General features: G+C 46.6%; 22 protein-coding genes and 1 riboswitch. Of the genes, 7 read left to right on the top strand and 15 right to left on the bottom strand.

Annotation, left to right across the window (positions count from 1 at the left end; translation table 11 throughout):
• The first annotated feature begins 84 nt into the window (after positions 1-84).
• Positions 85-186: riboswitch (THF riboswitch) on the top strand.
• 59 nt (positions 187-245) lie between these two features.
• From RWO08_RS00910 to RWO08_RS00900, 3 genes are all read left to right on the top strand, one after another.
• Complete coding sequence (locus RWO08_RS00910) at positions 246-809, top strand: folate family ECF transporter S component (protein ID WP_291428616.1); 564 nt, start codon at positions 246-248, stop codon at positions 807-809.
• Between the two features lie 80 nt (positions 810-889).
• On the top strand, positions 890-1,441 hold the full coding sequence (locus RWO08_RS00905; RefSeq protein WP_306485974.1) for a GNAT family N-acetyltransferase: 552 nt from the start codon (positions 890-892) through the stop codon (positions 1,439-1,441).
• A gap of 147 nt (positions 1,442-1,588) precedes the next feature.
• Positions 1,589-2,140 (top strand): GNAT family N-acetyltransferase, encoded by a 552-nt coding sequence (locus tag RWO08_RS00900; protein WP_291431260.1) that lies wholly within the window; start codon positions 1,589-1,591, stop codon positions 2,138-2,140.
• Positions 2,141-2,244: 104 nt separating this feature from the next.
• On the opposite strand, the gene RWO08_RS00895 is transcribed toward RWO08_RS00900, so the two are convergent.
• Entirely contained in the window at positions 2,245-3,597 is a 1,353-nt protein-coding gene (locus RWO08_RS00895; RefSeq protein WP_291431258.1) for an FAD-dependent oxidoreductase, read from the bottom strand.
• Between the two features lie 285 nt (positions 3,598-3,882).
• On the opposite strand from RWO08_RS00895, the gene RWO08_RS00890 reads away from it, so the two are divergent.
• Together RWO08_RS00890 and RWO08_RS00885 are read left to right on the top strand one after the other, a co-directional pair.
• Entirely contained in the window at positions 3,883-5,373 is a 1,491-nt protein-coding gene (locus RWO08_RS00890) for a flavocytochrome c (protein ID WP_314211037.1), read from the top strand.
• Between the two features lie 158 nt (positions 5,374-5,531).
• Complete coding sequence (locus RWO08_RS00885) at positions 5,532-7,028, top strand: helix-turn-helix domain-containing protein (RefSeq protein WP_314211213.1); 1,497 nt, start codon at positions 5,532-5,534, stop codon at positions 7,026-7,028.
• A gap of 83 nt (positions 7,029-7,111) precedes the next feature.
• Here RWO08_RS00885 and RWO08_RS00880 read toward each other — a convergent pair whose 3' ends face one another.
• Together RWO08_RS00880 and malQ are read right to left on the bottom strand one after the other, a co-directional pair.
• Complete coding sequence (locus RWO08_RS00880; protein ID WP_314211036.1) at positions 7,112-9,391, bottom strand: glycogen/starch/alpha-glucan phosphorylase; 2,280 nt, start codon at positions 9,389-9,391, stop codon at positions 7,112-7,114.
• Positions 9,392-9,519: 128 nt separating this feature from the next.
• Positions 9,520-11,103, bottom strand: a complete 1,584-nt coding sequence (gene malQ, locus RWO08_RS00875) for a 4-alpha-glucanotransferase (RefSeq protein ID WP_291431252.1) — start codon at positions 11,101-11,103, stop codon at positions 9,520-9,522.
• 207 nt (positions 11,104-11,310) lie between these two features.
• On the opposite strand from malQ, the gene RWO08_RS00870 reads away from it, so the two are divergent.
• Positions 11,311-11,559, top strand: a complete 249-nt coding sequence (locus RWO08_RS00870) for a hypothetical protein (RefSeq protein WP_291431250.1) — start codon at positions 11,311-11,313, stop codon at positions 11,557-11,559.
• 48 nt (positions 11,560-11,607) lie between these two features.
• Here RWO08_RS00870 and RWO08_RS00865 read toward each other — a convergent pair whose 3' ends face one another.
• Together RWO08_RS00865 and RWO08_RS00860 are read right to left on the bottom strand one after the other, a co-directional pair.
• Positions 11,608-12,780, bottom strand: coding sequence for a hydroxymethylglutaryl-CoA synthase (locus tag RWO08_RS00865; protein WP_314211035.1), 1,173 nt, complete (start codon positions 12,778-12,780; stop codon positions 11,608-11,610).
• A gap of 90 nt (positions 12,781-12,870) precedes the next feature.
• Positions 12,871-14,148 carry a hydroxymethylglutaryl-CoA reductase, degradative gene (locus RWO08_RS00860; protein WP_314211034.1) on the bottom strand — a complete coding sequence of 426 codons (1,278 nt, stop codon included), beginning with the start codon at positions 14,146-14,148 and terminating at the stop codon, positions 12,871-12,873.
• Positions 14,149-14,289: 141 nt separating this feature from the next.
• Between RWO08_RS00860 and RWO08_RS00855 the strand changes: the two genes are divergently transcribed.
• A complete protein-coding gene (locus tag RWO08_RS00855; protein ID WP_399495765.1) occupies positions 14,290-14,964 on the top strand; it encodes a YggS family pyridoxal phosphate-dependent enzyme in 675 nt (224 codons plus the stop codon).
• 69 nt (positions 14,965-15,033) lie between these two features.
• Here the strand turns inward: RWO08_RS00855 and RWO08_RS00850 are convergent, their stop codons facing one another.
• The 10 genes from RWO08_RS00850 to mutY form a co-directional block, all read right to left on the bottom strand.
• A complete protein-coding gene (locus RWO08_RS00850) occupies positions 15,034-15,498 on the bottom strand; it encodes a hypothetical protein (protein WP_311465033.1) in 465 nt (154 codons plus the stop codon).
• A gap of 113 nt (positions 15,499-15,611) precedes the next feature.
• The gene (locus RWO08_RS00845) at positions 15,612-16,118 is read right to left on the bottom strand and encodes a hypothetical protein (RefSeq protein WP_314211032.1); all 507 of its coding nucleotides are present in this window, start codon (positions 16,116-16,118) and stop codon (positions 15,612-15,614) included.
• Positions 16,119-16,144: 26 nt separating this feature from the next.
• The gene (locus RWO08_RS00840; RefSeq protein ID WP_314211031.1) at positions 16,145-16,465 is read right to left on the bottom strand and encodes a hypothetical protein; all 321 of its coding nucleotides are present in this window, start codon (positions 16,463-16,465) and stop codon (positions 16,145-16,147) included.
• On the bottom strand, positions 16,462-16,824 hold the full coding sequence (locus RWO08_RS00835; RefSeq protein ID WP_314211030.1) for a hypothetical protein: 363 nt from the start codon (positions 16,822-16,824) through the stop codon (positions 16,462-16,464). Before RWO08_RS00835 ends, RWO08_RS00840 begins: the two co-directional genes overlap by 4 nt.
• A 237-nt stretch (positions 16,825-17,061) precedes the next feature.
• On the bottom strand, positions 17,062-17,919 hold the full coding sequence (locus RWO08_RS00830; RefSeq protein WP_314211029.1) for a helix-turn-helix transcriptional regulator: 858 nt from the start codon (positions 17,917-17,919) through the stop codon (positions 17,062-17,064).
• A 158-nt stretch (positions 17,920-18,077) separates the two neighbouring features.
• A complete protein-coding gene (gene glmS, locus RWO08_RS00825; RefSeq protein WP_291429375.1) occupies positions 18,078-19,883 on the bottom strand; it encodes a glutamine--fructose-6-phosphate transaminase (isomerizing) in 1,806 nt (601 codons plus the stop codon).
• A gap of 657 nt (positions 19,884-20,540) precedes the next feature.
• Complete coding sequence (locus RWO08_RS00820) at positions 20,541-21,092, bottom strand: DUF402 domain-containing protein (protein ID WP_023391066.1); 552 nt, start codon at positions 21,090-21,092, stop codon at positions 20,541-20,543.
• Between the two features lie 129 nt (positions 21,093-21,221).
• Positions 21,222-22,940, bottom strand: a complete 1,719-nt coding sequence (locus RWO08_RS00815; protein ID WP_314211028.1) for an ABC transporter ATP-binding protein — start codon at positions 22,938-22,940, stop codon at positions 21,222-21,224.
• Positions 22,937-24,628 (bottom strand): ABC transporter ATP-binding protein, encoded by a 1,692-nt coding sequence (locus RWO08_RS00810; RefSeq protein WP_314211027.1) that lies wholly within the window; start codon positions 24,626-24,628, stop codon positions 22,937-22,939. The genes RWO08_RS00815 and RWO08_RS00810 overlap by 4 nt, the downstream gene beginning before the upstream one ends.
• Positions 24,625-25,788 carry an A/G-specific adenine glycosylase gene (gene mutY, locus RWO08_RS00805; RefSeq protein ID WP_314211026.1) on the bottom strand — a complete coding sequence of 388 codons (1,164 nt, stop codon included), beginning with the start codon at positions 25,786-25,788 and terminating at the stop codon, positions 24,625-24,627. The genes RWO08_RS00810 and mutY overlap by 4 nt, the downstream gene beginning before the upstream one ends.
• Positions 25,789-25,814: the final 26 nt, after the last annotated feature.

Below are 25,814 nucleotides of genomic sequence, written 5' to 3'. Positions count from 1 at the left end.
CCCTTTTATCCCTATGCTTAGGAGGTTAGAACCCTAATCTAGAAGAAGGAGGTTTAGGCAAGGAGGGCGCTGACACCAACTAACACCAGAGTAAGAAAAGAAGCGTTAAGTGATAGCGAGATGGAATGTTGCTCCTATACGAAAAAATGCTGGACATTTTGCGGTTTCTTTTCTGCATTCGCTGCATTTAATTGGTTCTGTCAGTTAAATGAAGCAACTCGCTAAATTAAGGAGATGCTATTAAAATGGAAAATCAAGTATACCGCCGTAAAGGCGCCGTCACCACCCTACAGTTAACTACCCTGGCCATCTTGTTGGCTATTCGCTTCGCCTTGGATTACCTACCAGAAATCGATTTAGGCGTTACCAAAATGGGTTTTGGCTTTGTGGGGGCTGCCTTGACTGGCGCAATTGCCGGACCAATCCCTGCCATGATTCTTGGCGCTGCCCACGATATTCTCAAATTCGCCTTGGGTGGTGCTAAAGGTGTCTACTTCCCCGGTTACACCCTAACGGCCATTGTCGGCGGATTGATTTATGGGCTTGGCCTTCACCGCCAAACTAAGACCCCTCTTCGAATCTTCCTGACCGTCTTGGCTGTCACCCTCATCTGTAACTTGGGACTTAATACCCTCTGGACCATGATGGTTCAGAAAAAAGCTATCATGGCTATCTTGCCAGTACGTTTCTACAAAAATATGGCTTCCCTAGTGGTCAATTCAGTCGTCCTCTATTACCTCTTCAATAACGAGCCAGTCAAACGACTGATTGAACAGATTCAATTTCCTAGCCTTTTGCGCAAGCAATAAAACTAGCCAAGACAGTCCATCTGTCTTGGCTTTTTTCTTTCTTGGGCGTATAATCAAGGTCAAAGAAAGGAGGCTTGCCCATGAAAGCCATTGGAACCCAAACTCTCATCACAGAAGATCTTATTTTACGACGATTTGAACTGTCAGATGCGCCTGCCATGTTCAGCAACTGGGCGGGCCGTCCCGACAATGTCACCTACCTGACCTGGCCAGCTCACGCTGACTTAAGCGTCACTCAAGCCACCATGGCGCGCTGGGTAGCGGCCTATCAAGACGGCGACAGCTTTAAATGGGCCATCACCCTCAAATCCCAACCTGATCAAGTCATTGGCGATATTAGTGGCGTCGGCTATGAGCCTGCCACCAATTCCATAACCATTGGCTATGTCCTAGGACGAGATTACTGGGGCAAAGGCTACATGACCCAGGCCCTCATTGCGGTCAGTCGTTTCTTCTTGCAAGAAGCAGATATCAATCGACTTAGTGCCACCCACGACACTGCCAACCCGGGTTCTGGACGCGTCATGCAAAAGGCTGGCTTCCACTTCGAAGGCATCCTACGCCAAGCCGGACATAACAACCAGGGCATTGTGGACTCCGCCCACTATAGCCTGCTCAAATCTGATTTATAGGCAGACAAAATTCCCATTATATCATATATGATATAATGGGAATTTTTCTTGTCCCCTCCATCCCACAAACTAGCCAAGACAGCACCTCTGTCTTGGCTTTTTTCTTTCTTGGGCGTATAATCAAGGTCAAAGAAAGGAGGCTTGCTTATGAAAGCCATCGGAACCCAAACTCTCATCACAGAAGACCTTGTTTTACGACGATTTGAACTATCAGATGCGCCTGCCATGTTCAACAACTGGGCGGGTCGTCCCGACAATGTCACCTACCTGATCTGGCCGGCTCATGCCGACTTAGACGTCACTCAAGCCATCCTAGAGCGTTGGGTAGCGGCCTATCAAGACGGCGGTACCTTTATATGGGCCATCACTCTCAAATCCCAGCCTGACCAAGTCATTGGCGATATTAGTGCCCTCGACTATGTGCCTGGCACCAATTCCATGACCATAGGCTATGTACTAGGACGAAATTACTGGGGCAAAGGCTACATGACCCAAGCCCTCATTGCGGTCAGCCGTTTCCTCTTGCAAGAAGCAGATCTCAATCGACTTATTGCCACCCATGACACTGCCAATCCTGGATCTGGTCGCGTCATGCAAAAGGCCGGCTTCCAATTCGAAGGCATCCTACGCCAAGCCATGCATAACAACCAGGGCATTGTGGATTCCGCCCACTATAGCCTGCTCAAATCTGATTTATAGGCAGACAAAAAAATCCCATTATATCATATATGATATAATGGGATTTTTAATTTACCCCGAGTGCCCATAAAAAAAGAGACTGGCAAGGCCAGTCCCATTTGCTATTAAGCGTTAAGTTTGCGTTCTTGTTCAACTGCAGCTTGAGCTAAGATGTTGAGGTAGTTCCAAGGACGGTCAAAGACAGGTTGGAAGAAGAAGTCAACATAAGCCAAGTCTTCAATGGTCATCTTGTTTTGGATAGCCAAGGACAAGGTGTTAGCAGAAGCGGTACAATCGTATTTAGACATTACTTGCCCACCTACGATGCGGTTAGTCCCTACTTCGTAAACTAACTTCATGTAGATTTTCTCGTTTGTTGGCATGAATTCTGGACGGTAGTTGTCCACCACGTATACTGAACGAGTATCTAAACCGAAGTGCTTAGCAGAGCCTTCGTTCACCCCAGTTGAACCGATGTTCCAACCGAAGAGGTGGAGACCTGAAGTTGATTGAGTCCCGCGGTAACGAACTTTGTCACCTGCGATGTTCTTACCAACCAAAGCACCCATACGCACAGCGTTAGTTGCTAATGGAATGTAAGCATGACCGCCATTAGGGTTGTAGTTAACCGCACAAGAGTCACCCGCTGCAAAAACATCTGGATGGCTAGTCTTCATGTAGTCGTCAACGATGATAGCACCGTTAGGCATGGTTTCAACTTGGTCTTTAACTAAGTCAGTGTTTGGACGGAAACCTACACAGAGGATTACCATGTCAGCTTCGTATTCGCCACCAGTGGTTACCACTTTCTTCACGACGCCGTTTTCGCCTTTGAAACCTTGAACCATTTCGTTAAGGCGTACTTCAACGCCACGGTTACGCAAGTCTTCTTCTAAGACATCCGTGAATTCTGGGTCTAAGTATTTGTTCAAGATACGGTCTAAACCGTCAAGCAAGGTAACGTCTTTACCTTCTAAGTTGAAGGCTTCAACGAGTTCAATCCCGATGTAGCCCCCACCGATTACTACCACTTTTTGCTTGTCAGTCTTCTTAGCGAAGATTTCTTTAGCTTGGTTGTAGTTCTTGCAGAGTTGAACGTTTTCTAAGTCTAAACCTTCTAATGGTGGGATGATTGGCCAAGAACCAGTCGTTACCACTAACTTGTCAAAAGTTTCATCGAATTCTTCACCAGTTTTGAGGTTCTTAACGCGTAAGGTCTTAGCCTTCAAGTCAGCCTCTAAAACATCGTGTTCCATGTTGACTTTAGCGCCTAAAGAAGCTAATTCTTCTGGGCTTGAGTAGAAGAGCCCTTGAGGATCTTTCACAACCCCACCAACGTATAAGGCAATCCCACATGACAAGAAGGATACGTTATCGTTACGTTCGTAAACAACAACTTCCGCTTCTGGGTGATCATTTAAAATAGTTTTAACAGATGCTGTTCCTGCATGAGTACAGCCAACTACTACTACTTTCATATTTTTTCTTCCTCCTTAAGATATTGCTTAGCAACAGATATATAATACCACATAAACAGCAAAAAAGGTAGCCTTTTAAGCTCTTTAAAGCAAGTTTTTTGAGCGTTTACATCCCTGATTTAACAGGACTCTTATCCACCTTGCTTTCACAAAGTTTTTCATTTTGCCCTGTTTACTGGAAAAGGTGTTTTTTTCTGTCTTTTTCCGGTAAAAGATTGAAATTTAAACCAAAATTCTGTATAATGTAATAAGATAATTAAATCACAAAAGGAGATGTCAGTTCACATGCGTAAAAAATTATCTATCCTTTTCGCAGCTTTGTTCTTGGTCTTTGCTAGCCTCGGTCACACCCTGTCTGTCTTAGCCCAAGAATCTTCCAAGCCCGATACAACTTCAGGAGCGTCCAAGAAAAAATATACGGACCCAGCTGAACTTAAGGAAAGCTACGACGTAGTCGTTGTCGGTTCCGGTGGTGGCGGTTTGGCCGCAGCAATCGCAGCCCATGACGCTGGAGCCAACGTTGTAATTTTCGAAAAAATGCCAATCGTAGGTGGGAACACTAGCAAGTCTTCTGCTGGGATGAACGCCAGCGAAACCAAATTCCAAAAGGAAGCTGGTATTGAAGACTCTAACGACAAGTTTTACGAAGAGACCTTCAAAGGCGGGAAAGAAAAGAACGATCCAGAATTGCTTCGCTTCTTAGTAGACCACTCTGCTAGCGCCATTGATTGGTTAGACTCTATGAACATTAAGTTGGATAACTTGACCACTACCGGTGGGATGAGCGTTAAGCGTACACACCGTCCATCAGATGGTTCTGCAATTGGGGGCTACTTAGTAGAAGGCCTCTATGCTAACGTCACTGAGCGTAAGATTCCAACCTTCGTTAACTCTGACGTAACTGAAATCACTGAAGAAAACGGCGCTGTTTCTGGTGTCAAAGTAACGGTTGAAGGCCAAGAAAAAACCATCAAATCTAAGGCCGTTGTCTTAGCAACAGGTGGTTTCGGGGCTAACTTAGACATGGTCAGCCAACTTAAGCCAGAACTCAAAGGCTTTGTTACAACTAACCAAGAAGGTTCCCAAGGGGACGGTATCAAGATGGCCGAAAAATTGGGCGCACAAACCGTTGACATGGATCAAATCCAAATCCACCCTTCTGTTGAACAAAAGACTTCTTACTTAATCACTGAAGCCGTTCGTGGTGAAGGTGCTATCTTAATCAACCAAGAAGGTAAACGTTTCTTCAACGAATTAGAAACCCGTGACAAGGTTTCTGCTGCCATTATCGGCCAAGAAGGCAAGTCAGCTTACGTTGTCTTCGACGAAGCCCTTAAGGGTCGCGTTAAAGCTATCAACCAATACGAATCTAAAGGCTTAGTGGTCAAGGGTGACACCATTGAAGACCTAGCTAAAGAAATTGGTGTTGACCCAGCTAACTTAAAAGCTAGCCTGGAAACTTGGAACAAGGCTGTTGCTGATAAGAAGTACGAAGAATTTGGCCGGACTACCGGGATGGACAACGACTTGTCACAAGCACCATACTATGCGATTAAAATCGCACCAGGGATTCACCACACCATGGGTGGTCTCAAGATTAACACTAACGCGCAAGTCCTCAACAAGGAAAACCAACCAATCAAAGGTTTGTACGCTTCTGGTGAAGTAACTGGTGGGGTTCACGGTGCTAACCGTATCGGTGGTAACGCCGTTGCCGACATCATTATCTTCGGCCGTCAAGCTGGTGAGCAATCTGCTGCCTTTGTCAAAGAATAAGGACAAGTCACACCTCCCTTTTGGGAGGTGTTTTTGTATGCTTAGAAGCTTTCAAATTGGCCTGTTTTTTTTGTGATTTTGGGTCATCTTTTTTCCGCAAGCAAACATTTTTATGATATAATTAGTAAGAATTCGTCAGTACAAATTTTAAGGGGGCCATCATTATCGAAAAGTTACTTTCCAAGACGCACAAGCGTCAACTTCAGTTATTAAATATCCTCCACGCTTCCGATAACGCCCTGCCATTAGACCAACTGGCTGAGACCCTCGACTGTTCTACCCGTATTTTGAAGGAAGACCTCCAGCAAATCGCCAGTAATCTGCCACAGTATGAGATTTCAGTCCATCCTGATGGCGCTAAAATGGTCAATCGCTTCACAGTCGACATCAACCTTGCCTACCAATTCTACCTGGCTAACTCTGTCCACTTCCAGGTCTTAGAATACCTCTTCTTCCACCCCCATACTGAAATGGAAGAGATCCTCGAGCACTTTTTCATGAGTTACCCTACCTTCTACCGTACTATCCGCCGTATTAACCGTTGGTTTAATGGCCTCTATAATATTCAGGTATCTACCAAACCGCTGGCCATCACAGGTAATGAGAATGAGATTCGCTTCTTCTTTGGTCAGTACTTTGCAGAGCGCTATCCATCAACTACTTGGCCTTTTGAAGATATCAAAGAATCACATGTAGATAAATTCGTGGCCACCTTCATCAAGATTCTTAACCGCCCATTAGATTTCTCCCTCTACTATCTAATTAAGCGCGCAACCATTATCAACATCAAGCGTCACTACTTCAAATGGGACCTCCCCCTTCACAAAACTAATCTCTCAAGTCGTTTTGCCCAAGCCTTGGCGCAAAAAGCGGACCAAGAATTCGTTCGATCCTTATCGGACTATGTGGGAGAGCCTTTGGGAGATATCGTGCTGTCTAACCTTCTCTACCCATTCTTGCGTGAAGATTTTTTCTATAATTTTGAAGATATGCTCGTGGCCTCTCGTTTATATGCCACAATCCACACTTCGCTGATTCAGGCCCAACAAATGATTGAGGATATCCGTCAACATTTCGATCTCAAAATTAGCAATCCAGAAGTTCTCACCATCCTCTTCCATAACGCGTCCTCCGTCGAATGTTACGAGGTATTCGCTAAATCACAAATTTTCCGACGCCGCGCTACATGGATGAGTCATCTCTATGATGATTTTCCAGACTTTTACGGTTATATTGAGAAAGCTGTTATTCAATACAGACAAGCAAATAAGCTGCATACAAATCCTGAAATTATCCGATACTTAATCTATACCATCTTCTCAACTTGGTCAGAATTAATCCCTCAGCTTATGACATGTCAGAAGAAGATTAGAGTGGGTATCTTCAGCAGCATTAATTCCTCTCATTCCTTGATGATTCGAGACCTCTTGACTTGTTCTTGTTCCCAGCAACTAGAATTTCATGCACCCCAGGTCCTCTATCAAAATGTCCACGAGATTATACGTACTGAGTATGATGTCATCCTCAGTAATGTGCCTATTCCGCAATTACAATCTAAATTATTTATCAACATTAATGCGATTTCCATTGAGGCCCTAATCGAACGACTGAATAATATTGGCAATGAGCTTGCTCAGTGCCCTCAAGAAAGTTAATAAATAGCCGGAAGACATAAGTCCTCCGGCTATTTTGTTATATAAAAGAAAGCTGAGATAAACCCAGCTTTCTAATTAATCGATTAGTCGATTTCTACACGGTTTTCTTTCAAGTGCCAGATATCGCGGTTGTATTCTGCGATGGTCCGGTCAGATGAGAAGAAGCCAGCTTTAGCAATGTTAATCAAGGCTTTCTTGTTCCATTCAGTACGGTTTTCGTAGTCAGCCAACATTTTTTCCTTAACTTGGATGTATTCTTCCAAGTCGATTAAGGTCATGAACCAGTCTTTGCTGATTAATTCATGATGTAGACGGCTGAGGCGTTCTTCGTTCCCTGCTGCTAACATCTTATCGCTCACGATGAAGTCAACTAATGGGCGAATCGCGTCATGCTCGTAGTAGTCACGCGCTACATAACCTTGAGTTTCGTAGAGCTTGATGATTTCATCACTGTGCTTACCGAAGATGTAGATATTGTCATCACCAACTAATTCGTGGATTTCCACGTTAGCCCCATCTTCAGTCCCTAAGGTCAAGGCCCCGTTCAACATGAACTTCATGTTACCAGTACCACTTGCTTCCTTAGAAGCCAAGGAGATTTGCTCAGAAATGTTACATGCTGGAATCAAGTATTGAGCACGTTCCACGTTATAGTTCTCAATCATTACCAATTGTAAGTGTGGGCTTACTTCTGGATCATTGGCAATTACTTCAGACAAGGTCAAGATTAAGTGAATGACATCTTGCGCGATTGTATAAGCTGGTGCAGCCTTCCCACCGAAGAAAACAGTCAATGGGGTTGCTGGAATGTTGCCGGCTTTAATATCTAAGTACTTGTTAATCACATAAAGAGCGTTCATTTGTTGACGCTTGTACTCGTGCATACGCTTGATTTGGATGTCAAAAATAGAGTGCTCGTTAATGTCTACACCTTGCACTTCCTTGAGGTAGTGTTTGAGGTGGAGCTTGTTGTTGAACTTGATAGACTCTAACTTATCTAAGACCGCTTGATCATTGACATAGTTGAGTAAGCCTTCTAATTCAGCAGTGTGGTGCCATTGACGACCAATCAAGGAGTCAATGTAGTCAGACAATTCCTTGTTAGCGTCCATGATCCAACGACGGAAGGTAATCCCGTTGGTCTTGTTGTTGAATTTCTCTGGGTAGATTTCGTAGAAGGCATGTAATTCTGACTTCTTCAAGATGTCTGTATGCAGAGCTGCAACCCCGTTTACAGAGAAGCCGTAGTGGATTGACAAGTGAGCCATGTGAACGCGGTCAAATTGGTCGATGATTTGTACTGCGTCGTTATCTGGGAATTGTGCTTTAATACGAGCATCCAAGTTACGAATAATCGCCATCACATTAGGAATTACTTCTTCCAAGAAAGATACAGGCCATTTTTCTAAGGCTTCAGCCAAGATTGTGTGGTTAGTGAAGGCAGTCATGGAACGAACGATTTCTACCGCTTCATCGAACTCAATCCCGCGTTCGCCCAAGAGACGAATCATTTCTGGGATAACTAAGGCTGGGTGAGTGTCGTTGATTTGGATAACTGCGTAGTCTGCCAAGTCGTGTAAGTTGCTGCCCTTAGCGACTGCTTCTTCCAAGATCAATTGAGCCCCGTTAGATACCATGAAGTATTGTTGGTAAATACGTAATACTTCACCTGCGTGATCAGAGTCATCTGGGTAGAGGAAGAGGGTCAAGTTCTTCTCGATGTCGTGTTTGTCGAAGGAAATGCCATCTTCAATAATGTCAGAAGTCACACTATCTAAGTCGAAGAGACGGAGACGGTTACGCTTGGTTTGTTTGTAACCTAATACGTCGATATCATAAAGGGTAGAATGCAAGGAGAACTTGCGGAAAGGAACAGTATAAGCCTTCTTGCTTTTGATAGTCCAGTCATCGCCAGTCAACCAAGCATCTGGAATAGTCGTTTGTTGGTTGTCTTTGAATACTTGACGGAAGAGACCGAAGTGGTAGTTCAAACCAACCCCGTCCCCGTTAATCCCTAATTTGGTGATAGAGTCAACGAAGCAGGCAGCCAAACGACCCAAGCCCCCGTTACCTAATGAAGGTTCATTTTCAGCTTGTTCGATATCCATGATAGATTTGCCGTGAGCTTGTAACTCAGCGTTCACTTCATCGTAGATACCTAAGTTCAAGAGGTTGTTGCTCAAGAGCTTCCCGATTAAGAACTCTGCAGAGAAGTAGTAGAGTTTTTTCTTGTCATCGTGAGTTGGTAATTCGCGAGATTTGTCACGCGTAATATCTAAAAGGGCTTTGTAAAGTTCTGCATCGTTACAAGCATCAATTGATTTATTGAAAAGCTTGTTAGTATAGTTTTCTAAAATAGTCATGTTTAACTCCTTATTTTGATTAGGCCGTAAGCCTCAATGATCTTTCTGATTTAACAGGTAGGCAAGCAAGAGGTGTTAGAAGAAATCTCCTAACACCGGCCACATTTATTTACGGGTCTTGCTTGGTATTACTTAGTTGTAGGCTTTTTGGCCTTTTTAACTTCAGTAGTCTTAGTTGACTTAGTCTCTTCCGCTACTTCAGCCTCTTCACTTGCTGCCTTGAAGGCAGGATTCAAACGGCAGTAGGTAGTTGTCAACTCCAATAATTCTTCCGCTAATTGGTCAGTCAAAGCATCTGACTTCATACGCCATTTCCAGTTGTTACCTAAGGTAGATGGCACGTTCATACGCGCTTCGTTACCCAAGTTCAACAAGTCTTGCATGGTGTAGATTGCCATCTTGCTGACAGCAGCGGCAATCCCGCGGTTGAGGGCATGAGAAACTGTTTCATTTTCCCCACGTCTCATGTAGGCATTGAAGAATTCACGTGATGCCTCATCAGCTGAGTCTTGGAACCAGCCTAAGCCTGTTTCGTTATCGTGGGTTCCCACATAACATACAGAATTATAGACGTAATTGTGAGGCAAATCAACTGAATCCCCTCCGCCAAAACCAAATTGCATGATTTTCATACCTGGGAAGCCGGTTTCATCCCGCATATCAATTACTTCCTGAGTCATGAAGCCTAAATCTTCAGCAATAATCTTCACGTCGCCTAGTTCCTTGCGAATAGCACGGAAGAGGTCGCTACCTGGACCTTTGACCCATTCACCATTGATAGCAGTGGTGTCGCCAAATGGAATTTCCCAGTAGGACTCGAAGCCACGGAAGTGGTCAATCCGAACCACATCATAGAGCTTAAAGCTTTCCTTAAGACGAGTAATCCACCAAGCATAACCGTCAGCCTTCATAGCCTCCCAGTTATAGATTGGGTTACCCCAGAGTTGGCCGTCAGCGGTAAAGGCATCTGGTGGGCAACCAGCAACAACGCTTGGTTGGTGATCTTTAGATGTCTTGAAGTAATGTGGGGTCATCCACATTTCAACACTATCCGCTGCAACATAGATTGGCATGTCCCCAATAATCTCAATGTGTTGAGCATTGGCATATTTCTTAAGTGCTTGCCATTGGATGTTGAAGAAGTATTGCACTACCCGGTGGTAGGTCAACACATCCGCTAATTGTTGACGCAAATGAACGATGGTCGCTTCATCGCGCAAGGTAGCTTTTGGATCCCATTGGAACCATGGCTTAAGATCATAGTGCTCCTTGATTGCCATGTATTCGCAGTAAGGCTCCAACCATTCATAGTTGTCCGCCAAGAATTGTTGGTAGTCCTTCTTGTCAGCTTTAGCCAAGAAGTTAGCGACTGCCTTCTCCAAGATTGGACGACGTTCTGTATAGACCTTGGCATAGTCCACATATTCTGGATGGTCACCGAAGTCTACCCCAGCATAATCAGCTTCTGTCAGCCAGCCCGCTTCAACTAGGAGATCCAAGTCGATGAAGTGAGTGTTGCCGGCAAAGGCAGAGAATGATTGATAAGGGGAGTCTCCATAAGACGTGGTCCCTAGAGGCAAAATTTGCCAGTATTGTTGGCCTGTTTTTGCCAGGAAATCGACAAAATCATAGGCTGATTGCCCGAAAGACCCAATCCCAAACTTAGATGGGAGAGATGATATATGAAGGAGTACGCCACTCGTACGTTGCATACCCAAACCTCCTTTGCATATTTTCTTTTTTGACAACTCTAATTATACGCAAACGGTATGCAAGTGCAATGCCTTTGCCTGATGTTCTCGGTATCAGAATATCAGTCATTAGAACTGGTTTCAAACCTTACAAGCAAATCCCTTGTTTCCTAGGATTAGAGGGCTTACAATAACCCTAAAGATCATTTATTAGAGGAGGATTAATTTATGAGCCAACCTACCCTATTTTTTAGTGACAAGTGCCCCGATACCCAACCTTTTGTAGCAGGACTTGAAGCTCGTGGTATCCGCTATGATGCAGTCAATATTACGAATTCCATGCGGGAACTCAAGGCCTTTCTCCACTTACGTGATAGCCGACCAGAGTTTCAAGCTGTTAAAGATGGCGCAAGAGTGGGTGTCCCTGTCTTGCTTAATCCAGACGGTAGCCTCCATTTTAGCTTGGACAGCCTTTAAGCTGACTTCCTATATTAGAAAGAAACTGGGACTTAGGTCCCAGTTTTTTTAGTATTGGCGATAGTAACGGCGGTGGCCGTCAATTTTATCTAAGACAAAGCCTGCTTCCTGGCTTTGGCGAGCTACCTGATAGTCCGCTTCTTGTGGCAAGCGCTGAGAAAAAATCCGCTCGTAGTCTTGGACTGCTAGGGCTTGTCGGCGCTCCAGGTGGGCCTTCAAAGCTTCCAGATCCAAGGCCTGTCTAAAGCCTTCTTGTAGCGTCCCAGAAAAGAGTTCCGCAACTGCGCCTGAACCATAGGAGAAGAGTCCCAGACTGTCCCCTGCTACTAAATCCTCTACTTGCGTCAAATAGGACAGGAGGCTGAGATAGAGGGAGCCAGTGTAAATATTACCCACCTGACGCCCCAAACGCGTAGCCGGCTCATAGGCTGCCTGCCAACGCTCAATTAGACTGGCATCCAGGCTTCCTTTTTGCGCTAAGGCATCTAGGGCCTTCTTACCCATCTTGGTAAATGGCAAGTGGAAGACCACATTGCGCCAGTGCTCAGGCGATAAACCTGCTTGTTTGGCTGACGCCATGACCTGACAGAAGCAATCTTGGTAGAGTTCAGTCGAGAATTTGCCATCTACTAGTGCCACGTCAGAATAAGATGGGCGCCAGAAATCGAATTGATTATCAGTATAAGAAATAGACTGGCTATCCAAGGCCAAAATCCGCGGATTAGCAGAGATAAGGAGAGCTACTGCCCCAGCTCCTTGCGTAGGCTCACCTGGCGTGCCTAGGCCATAGCGGGCGATGTCGGTAGCCACCACCAGGACCTTACGGTCTGGACGTAGGCGCACGTAGTCACAGGCCGACTGGAGGCCTGCTGTCGCCCCGTAGCAGGCTTGCTTGATTTCATAGGCCTTACAATAGGGTTGTAAAGCCAATAATTCGTGTAAGTAGCTAGCTACTGACTTGGAATAGTCAAAAGCCGATTCAGTCCCTACAATAACTTGATCAATAGCTAAACGGTCATGCTCATCTAAGATGCTAGCTGCCGCATTGGCCGCCATCGCGACCACATCTTGGTCTAGGGGTGGCACGGCCATCTTGTCTTGGCCAATACCAATCGTGTATTTACTTGGCTCAACGCCGCGAGCCTGAGCTAATTCGGTCATTTCAATATAGTATTGGGGCACATAGAGCCCGATTTTGTCTATACCGACAGTTACGGTCATCTTTTATCACCTATATTCCTAATTTGTCAAGCTTATTGTACCACGAAAAAGGCGCCTTTAACTTAAAGGCGCGCTAACTTAATAAATTTTTTAACTTCCCTCTTGGCTACGTAACTGGGCCAAGACTTGCTCTGCTAAAGTACGGTTCATGGCAGGGGCCTGACGCAAGGCCTTAACTAGGGCAGGCACTTCCTCTAGGCTGGCACCGACTTGAAGGGCCAAGGACCGGGCTTGCAAGGCCATATGGCCCTTTTGAATGCCGTCCGTCACTAGGGCTCTCAAGGCAGCAAAGTTCTGGGCTAGGCCGACTGCCGCAATGATTTGGGCAAGTTCACGAGCATTGGGCTTACCTAAGATAGCTAGGGCCAATTGGGCAGTTGGATGGACTGCTAGAGTCCCGCCAACGGTCGCAAGGGATAAGGGCAGGGTTAATTCCCCTTCTAGTCTGGCTTGGTCAGCGGAAAGGGTCCATTGACTGAGGCCCCGATATTGACCATCCCAAGCCGCGTGGGCGTGGACGCCAGCTTCCACCGCTCGCCAGTCATTACCGGTGGCAAGCAAGACCGCGTCTACCCCATTCATAATGCCCTTATTATGGGTCACCGCCCGACGTGGATCCAACTGGGCCACGCGACTGGCCTGACTCAAACGTTTGGCCAAAGTCAAGGCCTGCTCTGGATTGGCGTGAAGCTGGGAAACAGACAGACTCACTTGAGCTTTAACTAGGAGCTTATCGCCATGGTTGGAAAGAATCCGCAGAAGGGCTTGACCACCCAGGCTGGCCTCTACTTCAGGCGCTAGGGCCTCTAGGACGGTATTCATGACATTTGCGCCCATGGCGTCACAGGGATCCAGACTTAAATAGACACAGAGAAAATCGCCCTGGTCATCCCCGTAGCTATCGGCCCATAAATCGCAAGGGCCACCACCACGGGCTACCATGCTAGGACAGGCTGCCCGTGCTAGGGCTAGCCAGTGGTCTTTTTGCGCCAAAACTTGCTCAAGCCCGCTAGCCAGGTCTTCAATATCGGTTAGCACAATCTGACCGATTAATTGGCGACTTAAGACCTGAGACTGGATATTGCCCAGGCGTTTGCCCCCGTTGCTAGCGGCAGCCACCACACTAGGCTCTTCAATGGCCATGGGCACCACATAGTCCCGACCATTAATTTTGAAGGTTGGAGCCAGACCAAAAGGCAGACTATAATTGCCCACATAGTTCTCAATCAACTGGTTGGCCACTGACTCTGGCAAGGCCAGGGCTGTTTCTAGGGCTTGGCCTTGCCCTTCCTCTTCCAAATAAGTCGCCAAAATGGCCCGGCGCTGGCTGATTTCTTTTTGATAGAAGCCTCCAAAATCTGCTGGCATCTTAGATCCTCCTCAAGACGTATTCTACCTTCTTAGTATAGCATGTCCCGCGCCACTTGGGAACGCGGGACTTTTGCAAAAAGTTAGCTAGCGTGCTATACTACAGCCATTAAGTAGGAGGAATATTCCATGACTCAGAAGTTGATCCAGGATCGCTATCAGGCGGTCTTAGACCGTATCCAAAAACATAGCCCAGAAGGCAAGCAGCCACAGTTAGTTGCCGTCAGCAAAACCGTGGGCGCCGACCAAATTCAAGCCCTCTATGATTTAGGCCAACGACATTTTGGTGAGAACCGCTACCCTGCCCTCTTAGAAAAGCAGGCCGCCCTAGCCCAAACTGCTCCAGACATTGTCTGGCACTTCATCGGCCGGGTCCAAACCCGCCAGGTCAAGGAGTTTATCAATCAAATTGACTATCTCCATGCCCTGGACCGCTTTGACTTAGCCAAGGAAATTCAAAAACGGGCCGACCACCCCATTAAGTGCTTCCTCCAGGTCAATGTATCGGGCGAAGAGAGCAAGACAGGCTATGAGCCCGAGCAAGTCTTTGCGGCCATCGAGCAACTGGCCCCTTACGATAAGATTGAAATCGTGGGGCTCATGACCATGGCGCCAGCCGACGCTCTAGAAGGCGAGCTCCACTTCTTCTTCAAGACGCTCAAACATCTCCAACTCCTAGTCCAAGAAGCCGGCTATTCTCACGCTCCTTGCACTGAGCTCAGCATGGGCATGAGCCAAGACTATACCATCGCCACCGAGGAAGGGGCTAGCTTCCTGCGTGTAGGCAGTGCCCTCTTTGCGCCTGAAGGCTATTAAGTTATGCTATCAAGAAAAGACCCCTGAAGCCAGGATTCCAAATGGCTTCAGGGGCTTATTTTATTGTGTTTAACGTTGCCGGGCTGCCTTAAGGTCAGACAGTTTCACCACCAGGCGGCCATCTTGGGTATAGCAGAAGTTGCGTACCTTGCTGGCATCAGCCATCACTTCAATGAGACGGTCGCGGTAAGGCTCAGCCAACTCGTCGAAGAGGAACTCATCATCAGACAGTTGCAGTTGTTGACGTTGGGCCTCAATTTGTCCTTGAGTCCAGAGTTGATAGCTACGACTTGGCAAATTGCCTTGGAATTTGCGTTTTTCAATCCGGTAGACGTAACGGTCATCATCATAGGTGATTTCCAAGGCCCCGGTATTAGTCCGCGTCTCCTTGACGTCCCGATGGTGTTCCTTGTGGATGCGCCACCAGGTGTAAATAGCATTGAGGGCTTCTTCCTCTGTCGGGTAGGAACCATGCTCCTTGCGGGCATCTGTATAGCGGTCTACCCAATAGTTCGTGTACACAACTTTTTCCATATGAGAACCTCCTTGTTAAGCGTTTCCATAACCTTATTATAGCATAGCCTTATGAAATAGCAATGAAAAAGCCGACTACTTTGGCAAGTGATTGCTAGTAGTCGGCTATGGTCTTATGGCTTAACTTCTTGAATAGAAAATTGATTACCCTGTAAATCCAGGGCCTTGCCGGTCAGAATTTGAGCCACTAAACGCGTGACTGTGGTCTTATTATATAGGACCTTAATAGAAGATGGCTCCTCTACTATTTCCACATTCTTAAACTCAAAGTACCGTGGTGTGATGTCTTGGTCATGGTCACTATGCTCGACATAGTCCAGACTTGCCTGGCTGGCCTCCTGCTTTTTGCTTGGATCTGCCAAGGAAGCCCCTTGGGGATTCTGGGTCAGCTGGTAAAAATCATCGAGCACTTGGTCGGTCTGACTGTCGCGGTTAAAGCGATAGGTCTCTGGCAGGTAGAGGCGGACCGTCGTGTCCTTGATTTCAATGGCTACTAGACTGCTGTCGGCCCTATCATTGCGGAAGACCACTTGGCGCGGACTAGCTGCCACCGAGGTCCAAGTGACCAAGCTAAGTAAAATAGCTAGAAAAGGAATGAGAAATTGTTTAATTGCTTTCATAAGAATCACCTCGCAAATTCAATATATTACTCTGTTATATTTCCTTGCTTGGCAGGGATTGGTAAAGGTTTACCCGCTGGGTATAAGTATCCTCCATAAATAACAGTGCTTGGATAAATTCTTCTAATTATAGCCAAATATCCAACATAAATTTGTCCAACCTCATATCTTTGAGCATATCTATAATACGGCGGATGATCGTCCTCAACGACAATTTCCCACCAAATTCTAGTTGGAGCTAAGTTGACCGTTTCTGAGCTACTAAATGTCTCATTAGCAGCATATACATTACCGTTAATGCAAAACAATAATAACATAAACGTAAATAATGTTCTTAGTATTTTCATTTTTCAACAACCTCCTTTAGCGGAACAAATGGAGCGAGGGTACTTACATAACCACCGTATGTTACCGTGTATCCGTATGGCCCTGTCTCCCAACTATCAATATATAGAGTACCGTGGTACATGCCATCGTTAAAGTAAATTGAGTTAGGAAATCTTCGGAAGAAATGACTATTAATATTCATATTGTACTCTGAGTAACTATAAAATCGAGTTTGATAGAGATATTTTGAAATTGCTTGAGGGTAGACAGCTACTTGATTTGAAGACTCTTGTGCAACAACACTTGAAATAAATGAACTACCTAATCCAACTGATGTGAGAGCTGCTAGTGACATCAGTAAAATCTTTTTCTTTTTCATTAATAAACACCTCCATAATATGCGGTTCATAAAATTTGAGACACGAAACCAATACACTACCCGCAATCCTTCGCAATAAATCACCACCTTTTAGCATTATAATTGATTAACCTTTAACGTGAATTGGCGGGACAACATCCCCTTTTCCGTTATAGCGACTTTCACTTCCATGTGTTTTAAAACCTACCAACAATCCAAAACAAAGTGTTAATAATACTATAGACCTTATACGCTTCACTATAATTCCTCCTCAATTTCTCTCAACAAGGATTTTGCTGCATTTAAAGCCAATTTTTTCTCTTCAATTTCGAATAGCATGACAGAACGTTGACAAGATAGTAAGGCGCTATCAAGTAACTCTAATTCATTCCATGCATATGCCTGATAAAAATAAGCTTCACCTAACAAGAATAATTTTTGGCTCTTCACTAATAAATCAACTGTTTTCGTGGCATAATCTAAGCACATTTCATTATTATCGAGGTACAAATATAATCGCGCTAAATTGATTAGAACCTTGGCTACAAACTCCGGCCCCAAAAATTCATAATAATGCTGTTCCAGCTCTTCTAGGGTAACTTTGGCAGCTTGGTAGTCTTTAATTTCCATTTGGACAATAGCCTTGGAATTGAGTGCTAGATAATATATACGCTGAGACTGTTTCTCTTTGGCAATCAACTCATCTAATTCTTCTAGTGCACGGGGGGCATCTTTTTCAAGATGAAATGCTAGGATGGCATGGACCCACTTATAGGTTAGGACATCATCGTAAGATGCCGTTTCTAAATTCATCTTATCCAAGAGAAAGGCCAACGTCTGATAATCTTGCCGATACAAAAGGGTCTGAATCTGGTCTTGTGACAGTTGGTTAGTGACCTGTGTTTCGAGATCGAATAGCGCCAAGATCTCTTCCATTGGCATTTCTAGCTTCTTAGCCAACTTAAAGAAAAGATCAACTGACGGTAGAGATTCCCCTTTTTCAATCTTACTGATAACTGTCTGTGTACAAATACCAGTCGCCAACTCTTTTTGAGTCCATTGCTTTTGTTTACGGTACTGAAACATCATCTGAGCAATCCGCTCCTTGATATCCAAATTATCCCCCTCCTTTCTACAATCATATTATACACCATAACACTTTTCGAATCAATGAAAAACTATAGTGTTTTTGTATAAACTTATCATTTAGTAAGTTGATTGTTCGCTCTAAAAGTAAAAGGAGGTTGAGACTTGTGTCTCAACCTCCTCTTTTCTTATTCAACTGTCACAGACTTAGCCAAGTTACGTGGTTTGTCCACGTCTAGGCCACGGCCTAGGGCAGTATAGTAAGCAATCAATTGAGTCACGACAACCATAGCCAGTGGGCTCAATAATTTGGTGACATTTGGTACCACGAAGAAGTCATCTTCCTTGGCTACTTCTTGGCTTGCAATCACAACGGCTTGGGCGCCACGTGCCTTAACTTCTTCCACGTTACCGCGGGTATGAGCGGCTACGCTAGGGTCGCTGATTAAGGCCAAGACAGGAGTCCCTTCCTCAATCAAGGCAATGGTCCCGTGCTTCAATTCACCCGCTGCAAAGGCTTCGGTCTGAATATAGGTAATTTCCTTGAGCTTGAGGGCAGCTTCCATGGACACATAGTAGTCCAAGAGACGGCCGATATAGAAGGCATTGCGTGGTTCCATCAAGTTGGCGTTACACCATGCTTCAAGCTGGTCTTTCTCTGCCAAGATAGATTCCATGGCGCTAGCCACTAAGCTCAGCTCATGGGCCATGTCGAAGTCTGTTTCCTTACCTAAGTGGCGGGCTAGGCAGTCTGCCAAGATGGCCATGACCGCGATTTGAGCAGTATAAGCCTTGGTAGAGGCTACTGCGATTTCTGGCCCTGCGTGTAGCAAGAGGGTATGGCTTGCTTCACGAGATAAGGTAGAGCCCTTAACGTTGGTAATGGTCAAGGATGGGTAACCCAACTCATTGACACGAACCAAGGCCTGACGGCTGTCTGCCGTTTCCCCAGACTGGGTCAAGAAGATAAAGAGTGGTTTGCTGCTAAAGATTGGCAGGTCATAGGCAAATTCACTGGCTAAGAGGACATCGACTGGTTTGCCAGCCATTTTCTCAATCAAGTTCTTGCCGACCCAACCTGCATGGTAGCTGGTCCCGCAGGCTACCACATAGAGGCGGTCTGCTTCTGTTAAGGCAGCCAAAAGGTCTTCAGATACATGGAAGTGGTCCTTGTCGCCTTGGTATTCTTGAATCAGACGACGCATAACGGTTGGTTGCTCGTCGATTTCTTTGATCATGTAGTAAGGGTAAGCGCCCTTCTCTAAATCTGCCGCGTCTAATTCTGCTTTGAAAGCAGCACGCTCTACCACTTGACCTGAGTAGGTTTCGATGGTTACAGCAGATGGGGTCAAGGTCACGAATTCTTTGTCCTTGATTTCAAGGTAGTCAGCAGTTAAATGAATGGTTGCCATGGCATCTGACGCAATCAGGTTATAGCCTTGGCCTAAGCCTACTAAGAGTGGTGATTTATTCTTAGCTGCATAGAGCGTATCTGGGGTCTCGCTATCGATTAAACCGAAGGCGTAAGAACCATGAATCAAGCTCAGGGCCTTCTTGAAGGCTTCCTTACCAGACAAGCCATCTTTTAAGGCAAAGTGCTCAATCAATTGAACTACGACTTCTGTGTCCGTATCAGACTTGAAGTCGACGTCTTGCAGATAGTTAGCCTTAAGGTCAGCAAAGTTCTCAATCACACCATTGTGCACTAAGGCAAAACGGCCGCTAGCGGATAAATGTGGGTGGGCATTGTATTGGGTAGCTGGCCCGTGGGTAGCCCAACGGGTGTGGCCAATCCCAACAGTGGCAGGTAAATCGAAATCCACAATTTCCTTGAGTTGAGCAATGCGCCCTACTTCCTTGAAGAAGCCCACGGTCTCATTGTTGCGCACAAAGATACCTGCTGAATCATAACCACGATACTCTAACTTTTCTAGGCCGGTAATCAAGGTTTCTTGAACCTTGCCCGCGCCGATCATTCCTACTACTCCACACATGGGGGTAACAACTCCTTTATTATCATAAATTAAGTTGCTTTTAGGTGCTTAGACAGAGCCTCTGTCCTGGGATTTGCATCCCCAGTTTTATGCTCTCTCTTGTGGACTGCACGGCCCCGGGTCATCCGCCGAAAATTCGATAAACCCGCTCCTCGTCCCCTTCTCATGTGAAGGGCTGGCGCTATCCATTAATCTACCACTATCCTCCTTAACTTTGAATTTTCTAAAAGCTCCTTATACTTTACTATAAAGTATTTGTAATGTCAAAAATTCTCAACTCCTGATTAGACCGGGCTTGAGCGCACTTAAAAGCTGAAACTGGCAAAATTTATAGGCAAATATACATTTGTTATATAAGGGCATTTTCATAAATGGCCCGAGCAAAATCCCTTTAAATCAGCCTTTTCGGCTAAAAACACGAACGTTCTTGTGAAATTAGCCCGACTATGTGAAATTCAGCCAAATTACCCCGTAAAAAAGTCGTGCTCAAACCCTATTTATAGGTGTAACCTATAAATAGGCAAGGCTAGTCAGACTAGGGCCTAGCACAAGCAAAGGCCCGCCCCCAAATCTGAAAGATTTGGGGCCGAAGACCTAAGAAAAGAAGAGGCTGGGAGTTTCCCAGCCTCTTCTTTAATCAATTGGCATCACGATTAATCAGTTATGCTTAGATTTACGTCGATGAGTCAGTTGACAATACCGCTCATACCAGATATCCACGAATTCTGGTGCGAAAGGACCTTTCTTCTCTTCGATCCAGCGGACCAGTTCTTGGATATTATATTTGAGGATACGATCGATTTCTTCCGGATAGCGGTATCGCTTGCTGTGGAGCTCGTACTCGTCCAAGTCCAGCAGCCGCTTTTCCCCATCAGGAAATACCTTAATATCTAAATCATAGTCGATATACTTGAGCGCCTCATTATCAATCAGATAAGGAGAAGCCAAGTTACAGTAATAAGTAACGCCGCGTTTGCGAATCATGGCTACAATATTAAACCAGAAATGCTGGTGATAATAGAGCAAGGCTGCTTCCCGGGTTACCCAGCGACGACCGTCCGATTCCGTTACTAAAGTATGATCGTTACACCCAATGATGGATTGATCGCTGGTCTTCAATACCATAGTATCGCGCCAGGTCCGATGCAAAGACCCATCATGCTTATAACTTTTAATCGTGATGAACTCGCCTTCCTTGGGTTGTTTCATCACTGAACCTACTTTCCGTTCCAAATTGAACCGGTACTTCGACCGTTAACCAATACTCCGATATTATAGCACAATTTCACCTATTATGCTAAGGCTTTATGCGGACTTAACAAATTTTTCTGAAAAGTCTTAGACTTCTCCTTGCATTTGGTAGTAAAGTTGGCGCTTGGCCATGAGTTGGTCGTGAGTCCCTTGCTCCACAATGGCCCCATGCTTCATGACAATAATCAGGTCCGCGCTACGAATAGTAGCCAAGCGGTGGGCAATGACAAAGCTAGTCCGGCCTGCCATAAGCTGGTTGAAGGCCTCTTGGACCTTGAGCTCGGTATAAGCATCGATGGACGAGGTCGCCTCATCCAGCAATAAGACCTTAGGTGGCTTAATGAAAATTCGAGCCAAGGCCAGCAATTGGGCCTGACCTTGCGACAGTCCCCCACCCTGTCCTGACAGGATAGTGTCATAGCCCTGGGGCAGGAGTTCAATAAAGTGATGGGCCTTAGCCGCCTTAGCTGCAGCGACTACCTCCTGGCGACTAGCATCTGGTCGGCCAAAGGCAATATTGTCATGGACCGTCCCCGTGAAGAGCCAGGTTTCCTGGGGCACCAAGCCAAGTTGGTCCCGCCAAGATTGTCGTCGATAGGTCGCAATAGCTTGGCCATCTAGCTCAATGCCCCCAGAGCTTGGCTCATAATAGCGCATGAGCAGGTTAATCATGGTAGATTTACCGGCACCAGTTGGCCCCACGACGGCTACCATACTGCCCGGCGGCACATGCAAATTGAAGTCTTGGATCAGGGGTTGGGATGGGTCATAGGAGAAGGCCATGTCGACAAAGTCAACAGCGCCTTGAACCTGGTCTCCTGATAGGTCAAGCGTGGCATTTTCGACCAAGCTTGGTAAATCCAGAATTTGGTAGAGACGTTCGGCACAGGCAATGGCCCCCTGAAGTTCCGATAAGACGGAGGAGATATCATTGAAGGGTTTGGTGTACTGGGTGGCATAGGCCAGAAAAGTCACCAATTCCCCTACCGTAAACTGGCCACCCACTACCCGACTAGCCCCCACTCCAATTAAGAGGGCATAAATCAAGGCATTGACGAAGCGGGTCATAGGATTGACCGTTGAAGAATAGAAGGTAGCCCCCAAGCTTGCCTGGCTATAGGCCTGGTTCAAGGTTTGGAACTCATCAGCTAGGAATTCCTGGGCATCTAGTTGCTGCAGCAAGGTCATTTGGCGAATGGTCTCTTCTACCCGCTGAGCCTGGTCACTCCGGGTCTGGGCTTGATCCCGATAGCGGTGATAGCTTTGTTTGGCGATAAAACGGGCAATGAAGAGGGAGACTGGGGTCAGAATGACTACCAAGCCAAAGAGAACCAGGTCCATACCTGCCATGAGATAGAAGGTCACGCCAATAGTGAAGAGACCACTCATGAGTTGAGTGAAGAGCATCATAAGGCCATCCGTTAATTGCTCCAAATCGTTGGTCAGACGGCTGACCAAGTCTCCCAGGCCAAAGCCATCAAGGGCAGGCACCGGACTAACTTGAAGCTGGGCCATGACCTTCTGTCTTAGCTCGGCCATATGGCCATAGACTAGTTGATTGTAGAGCCATGGATTGAGCCACTGGAAGGCAATGGTTATGGCAATAAGCACTAACATTTGGACCAGCAAACCTTGCAGGACTTGCGCTTGCCCTGTCCCAATCCAGTCAATGGCCCGACCAATCAGGACGGGTAGATAGAGAACGAGACCCGCCTGGATTAAGGTAGACAGCAAGGCTAGGCTCATGAGCCATGGTCGACTAGCCAAGCCTTTAAGTAGACGTTTCATTACTTGACCTTGTGTCATTGGCGGTCACCTCTCTGGCTTTGGGTCTGGACTAGGGTCCGGTAGTATGGATTGGATTGGGCCAAGTCTTGGGCTGGGCCATAACCCGTGGTCTGGCCATCTTCTAAGACCAAAATTTGGTCAGCAAAACGCAAGGCATTCAAACGCTGCGAAACCATGATGACCATGAGGCCAGGTCGCGCTGCCTTTAGGCCAGACAGGAGGCGACTTTCGGTGGCATAGTCCAGGGCTGAGGTCGCATCATCAAGGATCAGGCCTTTTTTGGCCTTAAGCAAGGCTCGGGCCAAGGTCAGTCTTTGCCGTTGGCCACCTGAGAAATTACGACCAAAGGCCGTGACTTGGGCATCCAGTCCGCCCTTTTCGGCAACAAAGTCTTCTGCTTGAGCCAAAGCCAAGGCCTGCCATAAGTCCTGGTCACTGGCCCGGTCTTGAGCCAAGAGCAGATTAGAGCGAATGGTCCCCTTAAAAAGTTGGGCTTGTTGAGGCACCCAGGCTAAATCTTCAGCGTCTGGCCCCGCTAGGCTACCCTGGTCAACCAGTAAGATGCCCAGTAGGAGTTTGATTAGACTAGTCTTACCTGCCCCGGTTACCCCGGTCAGGCCCAGCCATTGACCTTCTTGAAGTTGCAAGCTAACCTGCTTAATGGTCGGCATGGGACTACCTGGATAGGTGTAGGACAGATACTGCGCCTGCCAGGTCGAAGCGGAAGTGTCTCGCGTCACTTGGCTACTTGTTTTCTGGCCTGGGTCCTCTTCTGGCATAGCCAGGACTGCTTGAATTCTCTGAGCACTAATCCAGGCCTTGTTGAGGTTACCTAGGACAATGGTTGTTTTAATCAACTCACCCAAAATCAAGGTCAGATAGTTGACTAGAGCCACTAGCGCCCCTTTGGCTAAGAGCCCTTGATCCAGAGCCCAATCCCCTTGCCAGAGGACTAAGACCGTGGTGACATTAACGACTAGGTAAGTCAGCGGATTAGTTAGAGCTGCCAGAAAGCCGGTCTTTAATTGATGGCCAAGCAAGTTTTGATTAACCTGGTCATAAGTAGTCAGATAGCCATCTACCTGATTAAAACTCCGGATGACCCGATAACCCGCCATGCCTTCTTGCGTGACTTGGACTACTCGGTCAGTAGCTTGGCGAATCTTGGCATATCCAGGCGCTGTCAGCCCCATTAAGACTGCCAAAATAAGATATAGAACCAGAATCATGACTAAGAGATAGCTGGCCAACTGGGCATTGAGTTGCCAGGCCATATAGGCCGCCCCGAAGACAATAAAAGGTGACCGCAAGAAGAGACGGAAGAAGATATTAAGCCCCGTCTGCACTTGATAGGTGTCATTGGTCACTCGCGTAATCAAGCTGGATTCCCCTATAGTCTGACGCTGGGACTCGGACAGGCGACTAATCTTTTGATAGAGGGCCCGGGTCAATTGCCGGGTATAGCCAATGGCCGCCTTGGCCGAAAAATACTGGGCCGTAATGGCCATGAAGACACCCGACAGAGCCAAGCCCAATAGCAAGGCAATGGAGCCCCAAATGGCACCATCACCCGTCAAGATGCGGTCAATAATTTGGGCCACTACTAAGGGTACCGCTAATTCAAGTAGGGCTTCCGCCAACTTAAGCAAGGGCCCCAAAAGGGCCACCCCACGGTAGCCCTTAAAAAAAGACCATAAGGATTTCATCGGATGGCCTCCTTTTCATGAACTAGGACCTGCATAAGTTTCTCTTGCAAGGTAGACAAGGGTAGCTGGCCAACAGCCTCTGGCGCCACCCAGCACCAGCCTTCTTGGAGGGAACTAGTCGTATCCAGCCGCAAACCTACCAACTGTACCTGCCAAATGCGGTGGCTGAAGACATGCTTGACTTGGCCTAGGCCTGTACTCAATACTTGGTTACTTAGGGGACTATCCCCCTCTACTAGAGCTTCTTCCCTTAGCCAATCTAAGAGTGGCTCAGTCAATTCGGCCGCCGTCACTTCTTCATAGACCATACTTTGTTCCAGCATTGGGAAGTGCCAAAGTCCTGTCAGGAGTTCATTCTCCCCATGTCGGCGCAGGAGCCAATTGCCTTGGCTATCCACAAGAAAGTAGGCGGTCAAATCATGCCGGGTTTGTTTGACTTTTTTGCTCTTGACCGGATATTGGTCAGAATCCCCAACTTGATAGGAAGCATCATATGCCGCCAAGGGATGATTGTCTGGCCGGGGATTGCTTGGTGTCATGACACAGGCACCCAAATCCATCATGGCCTGATTAAAATCTCCCGGCCGGTCTGGGTCAATCAAAATATCTAGAATTTCCATAAAGACCTTACGACTTTTAGGCAGAGCAATGTCGTCTTTAAGGCGGAAGAGACGGGCTACAATCCGGAAGAGGTTGCCGTCCAGGGCCGGCGCCACCCGACCAAAGGCCATGGAGGCGATGGCAGCCGCCGTATAGGGGCCAATGCCTTTGAGACTTAAGAGGCTGTCAACTTGGTTAGGCATCCGACCGCCAAAGTCAGCCATAACTTGTTGGGCAGCCGCCTGCATATTGCGGACTCGGCTATAGTAGCCCAGCCCCTGCCAGAGATTGAGCAGGGTCTCTTCTGGTGCTTGAGCTAAGTCGGCCACTGTGGGCAAGGCCGCCATAAAACGTTGATAATAGGGAATAACAGTAGCCACCTGGGTTTGTTGCAACATAATCTCGCTGACCCAGATGGCATAGGGATCCTGACTCTTACGCCAGGGCAAATCACGCTTATTTTTATCGTACCAGGCTAGGAGGTCTTTCCGAAAGGCCTGGACACGGGTCTGATCCCAAGCTGCCATAGCTTGAGGCCAGCTACTTCTAGAATTAGTCATATATAGCTTCCTTCCTACTCACATTC

The organism is uncultured Abiotrophia sp., assembly GCF_963520105.1.
Classification (GTDB): domain Bacteria; phylum Bacillota; class Bacilli; order Lactobacillales; family Aerococcaceae; genus Abiotrophia.
This window is presented reverse-complemented; position numbering and strand designations above follow the sequence as displayed.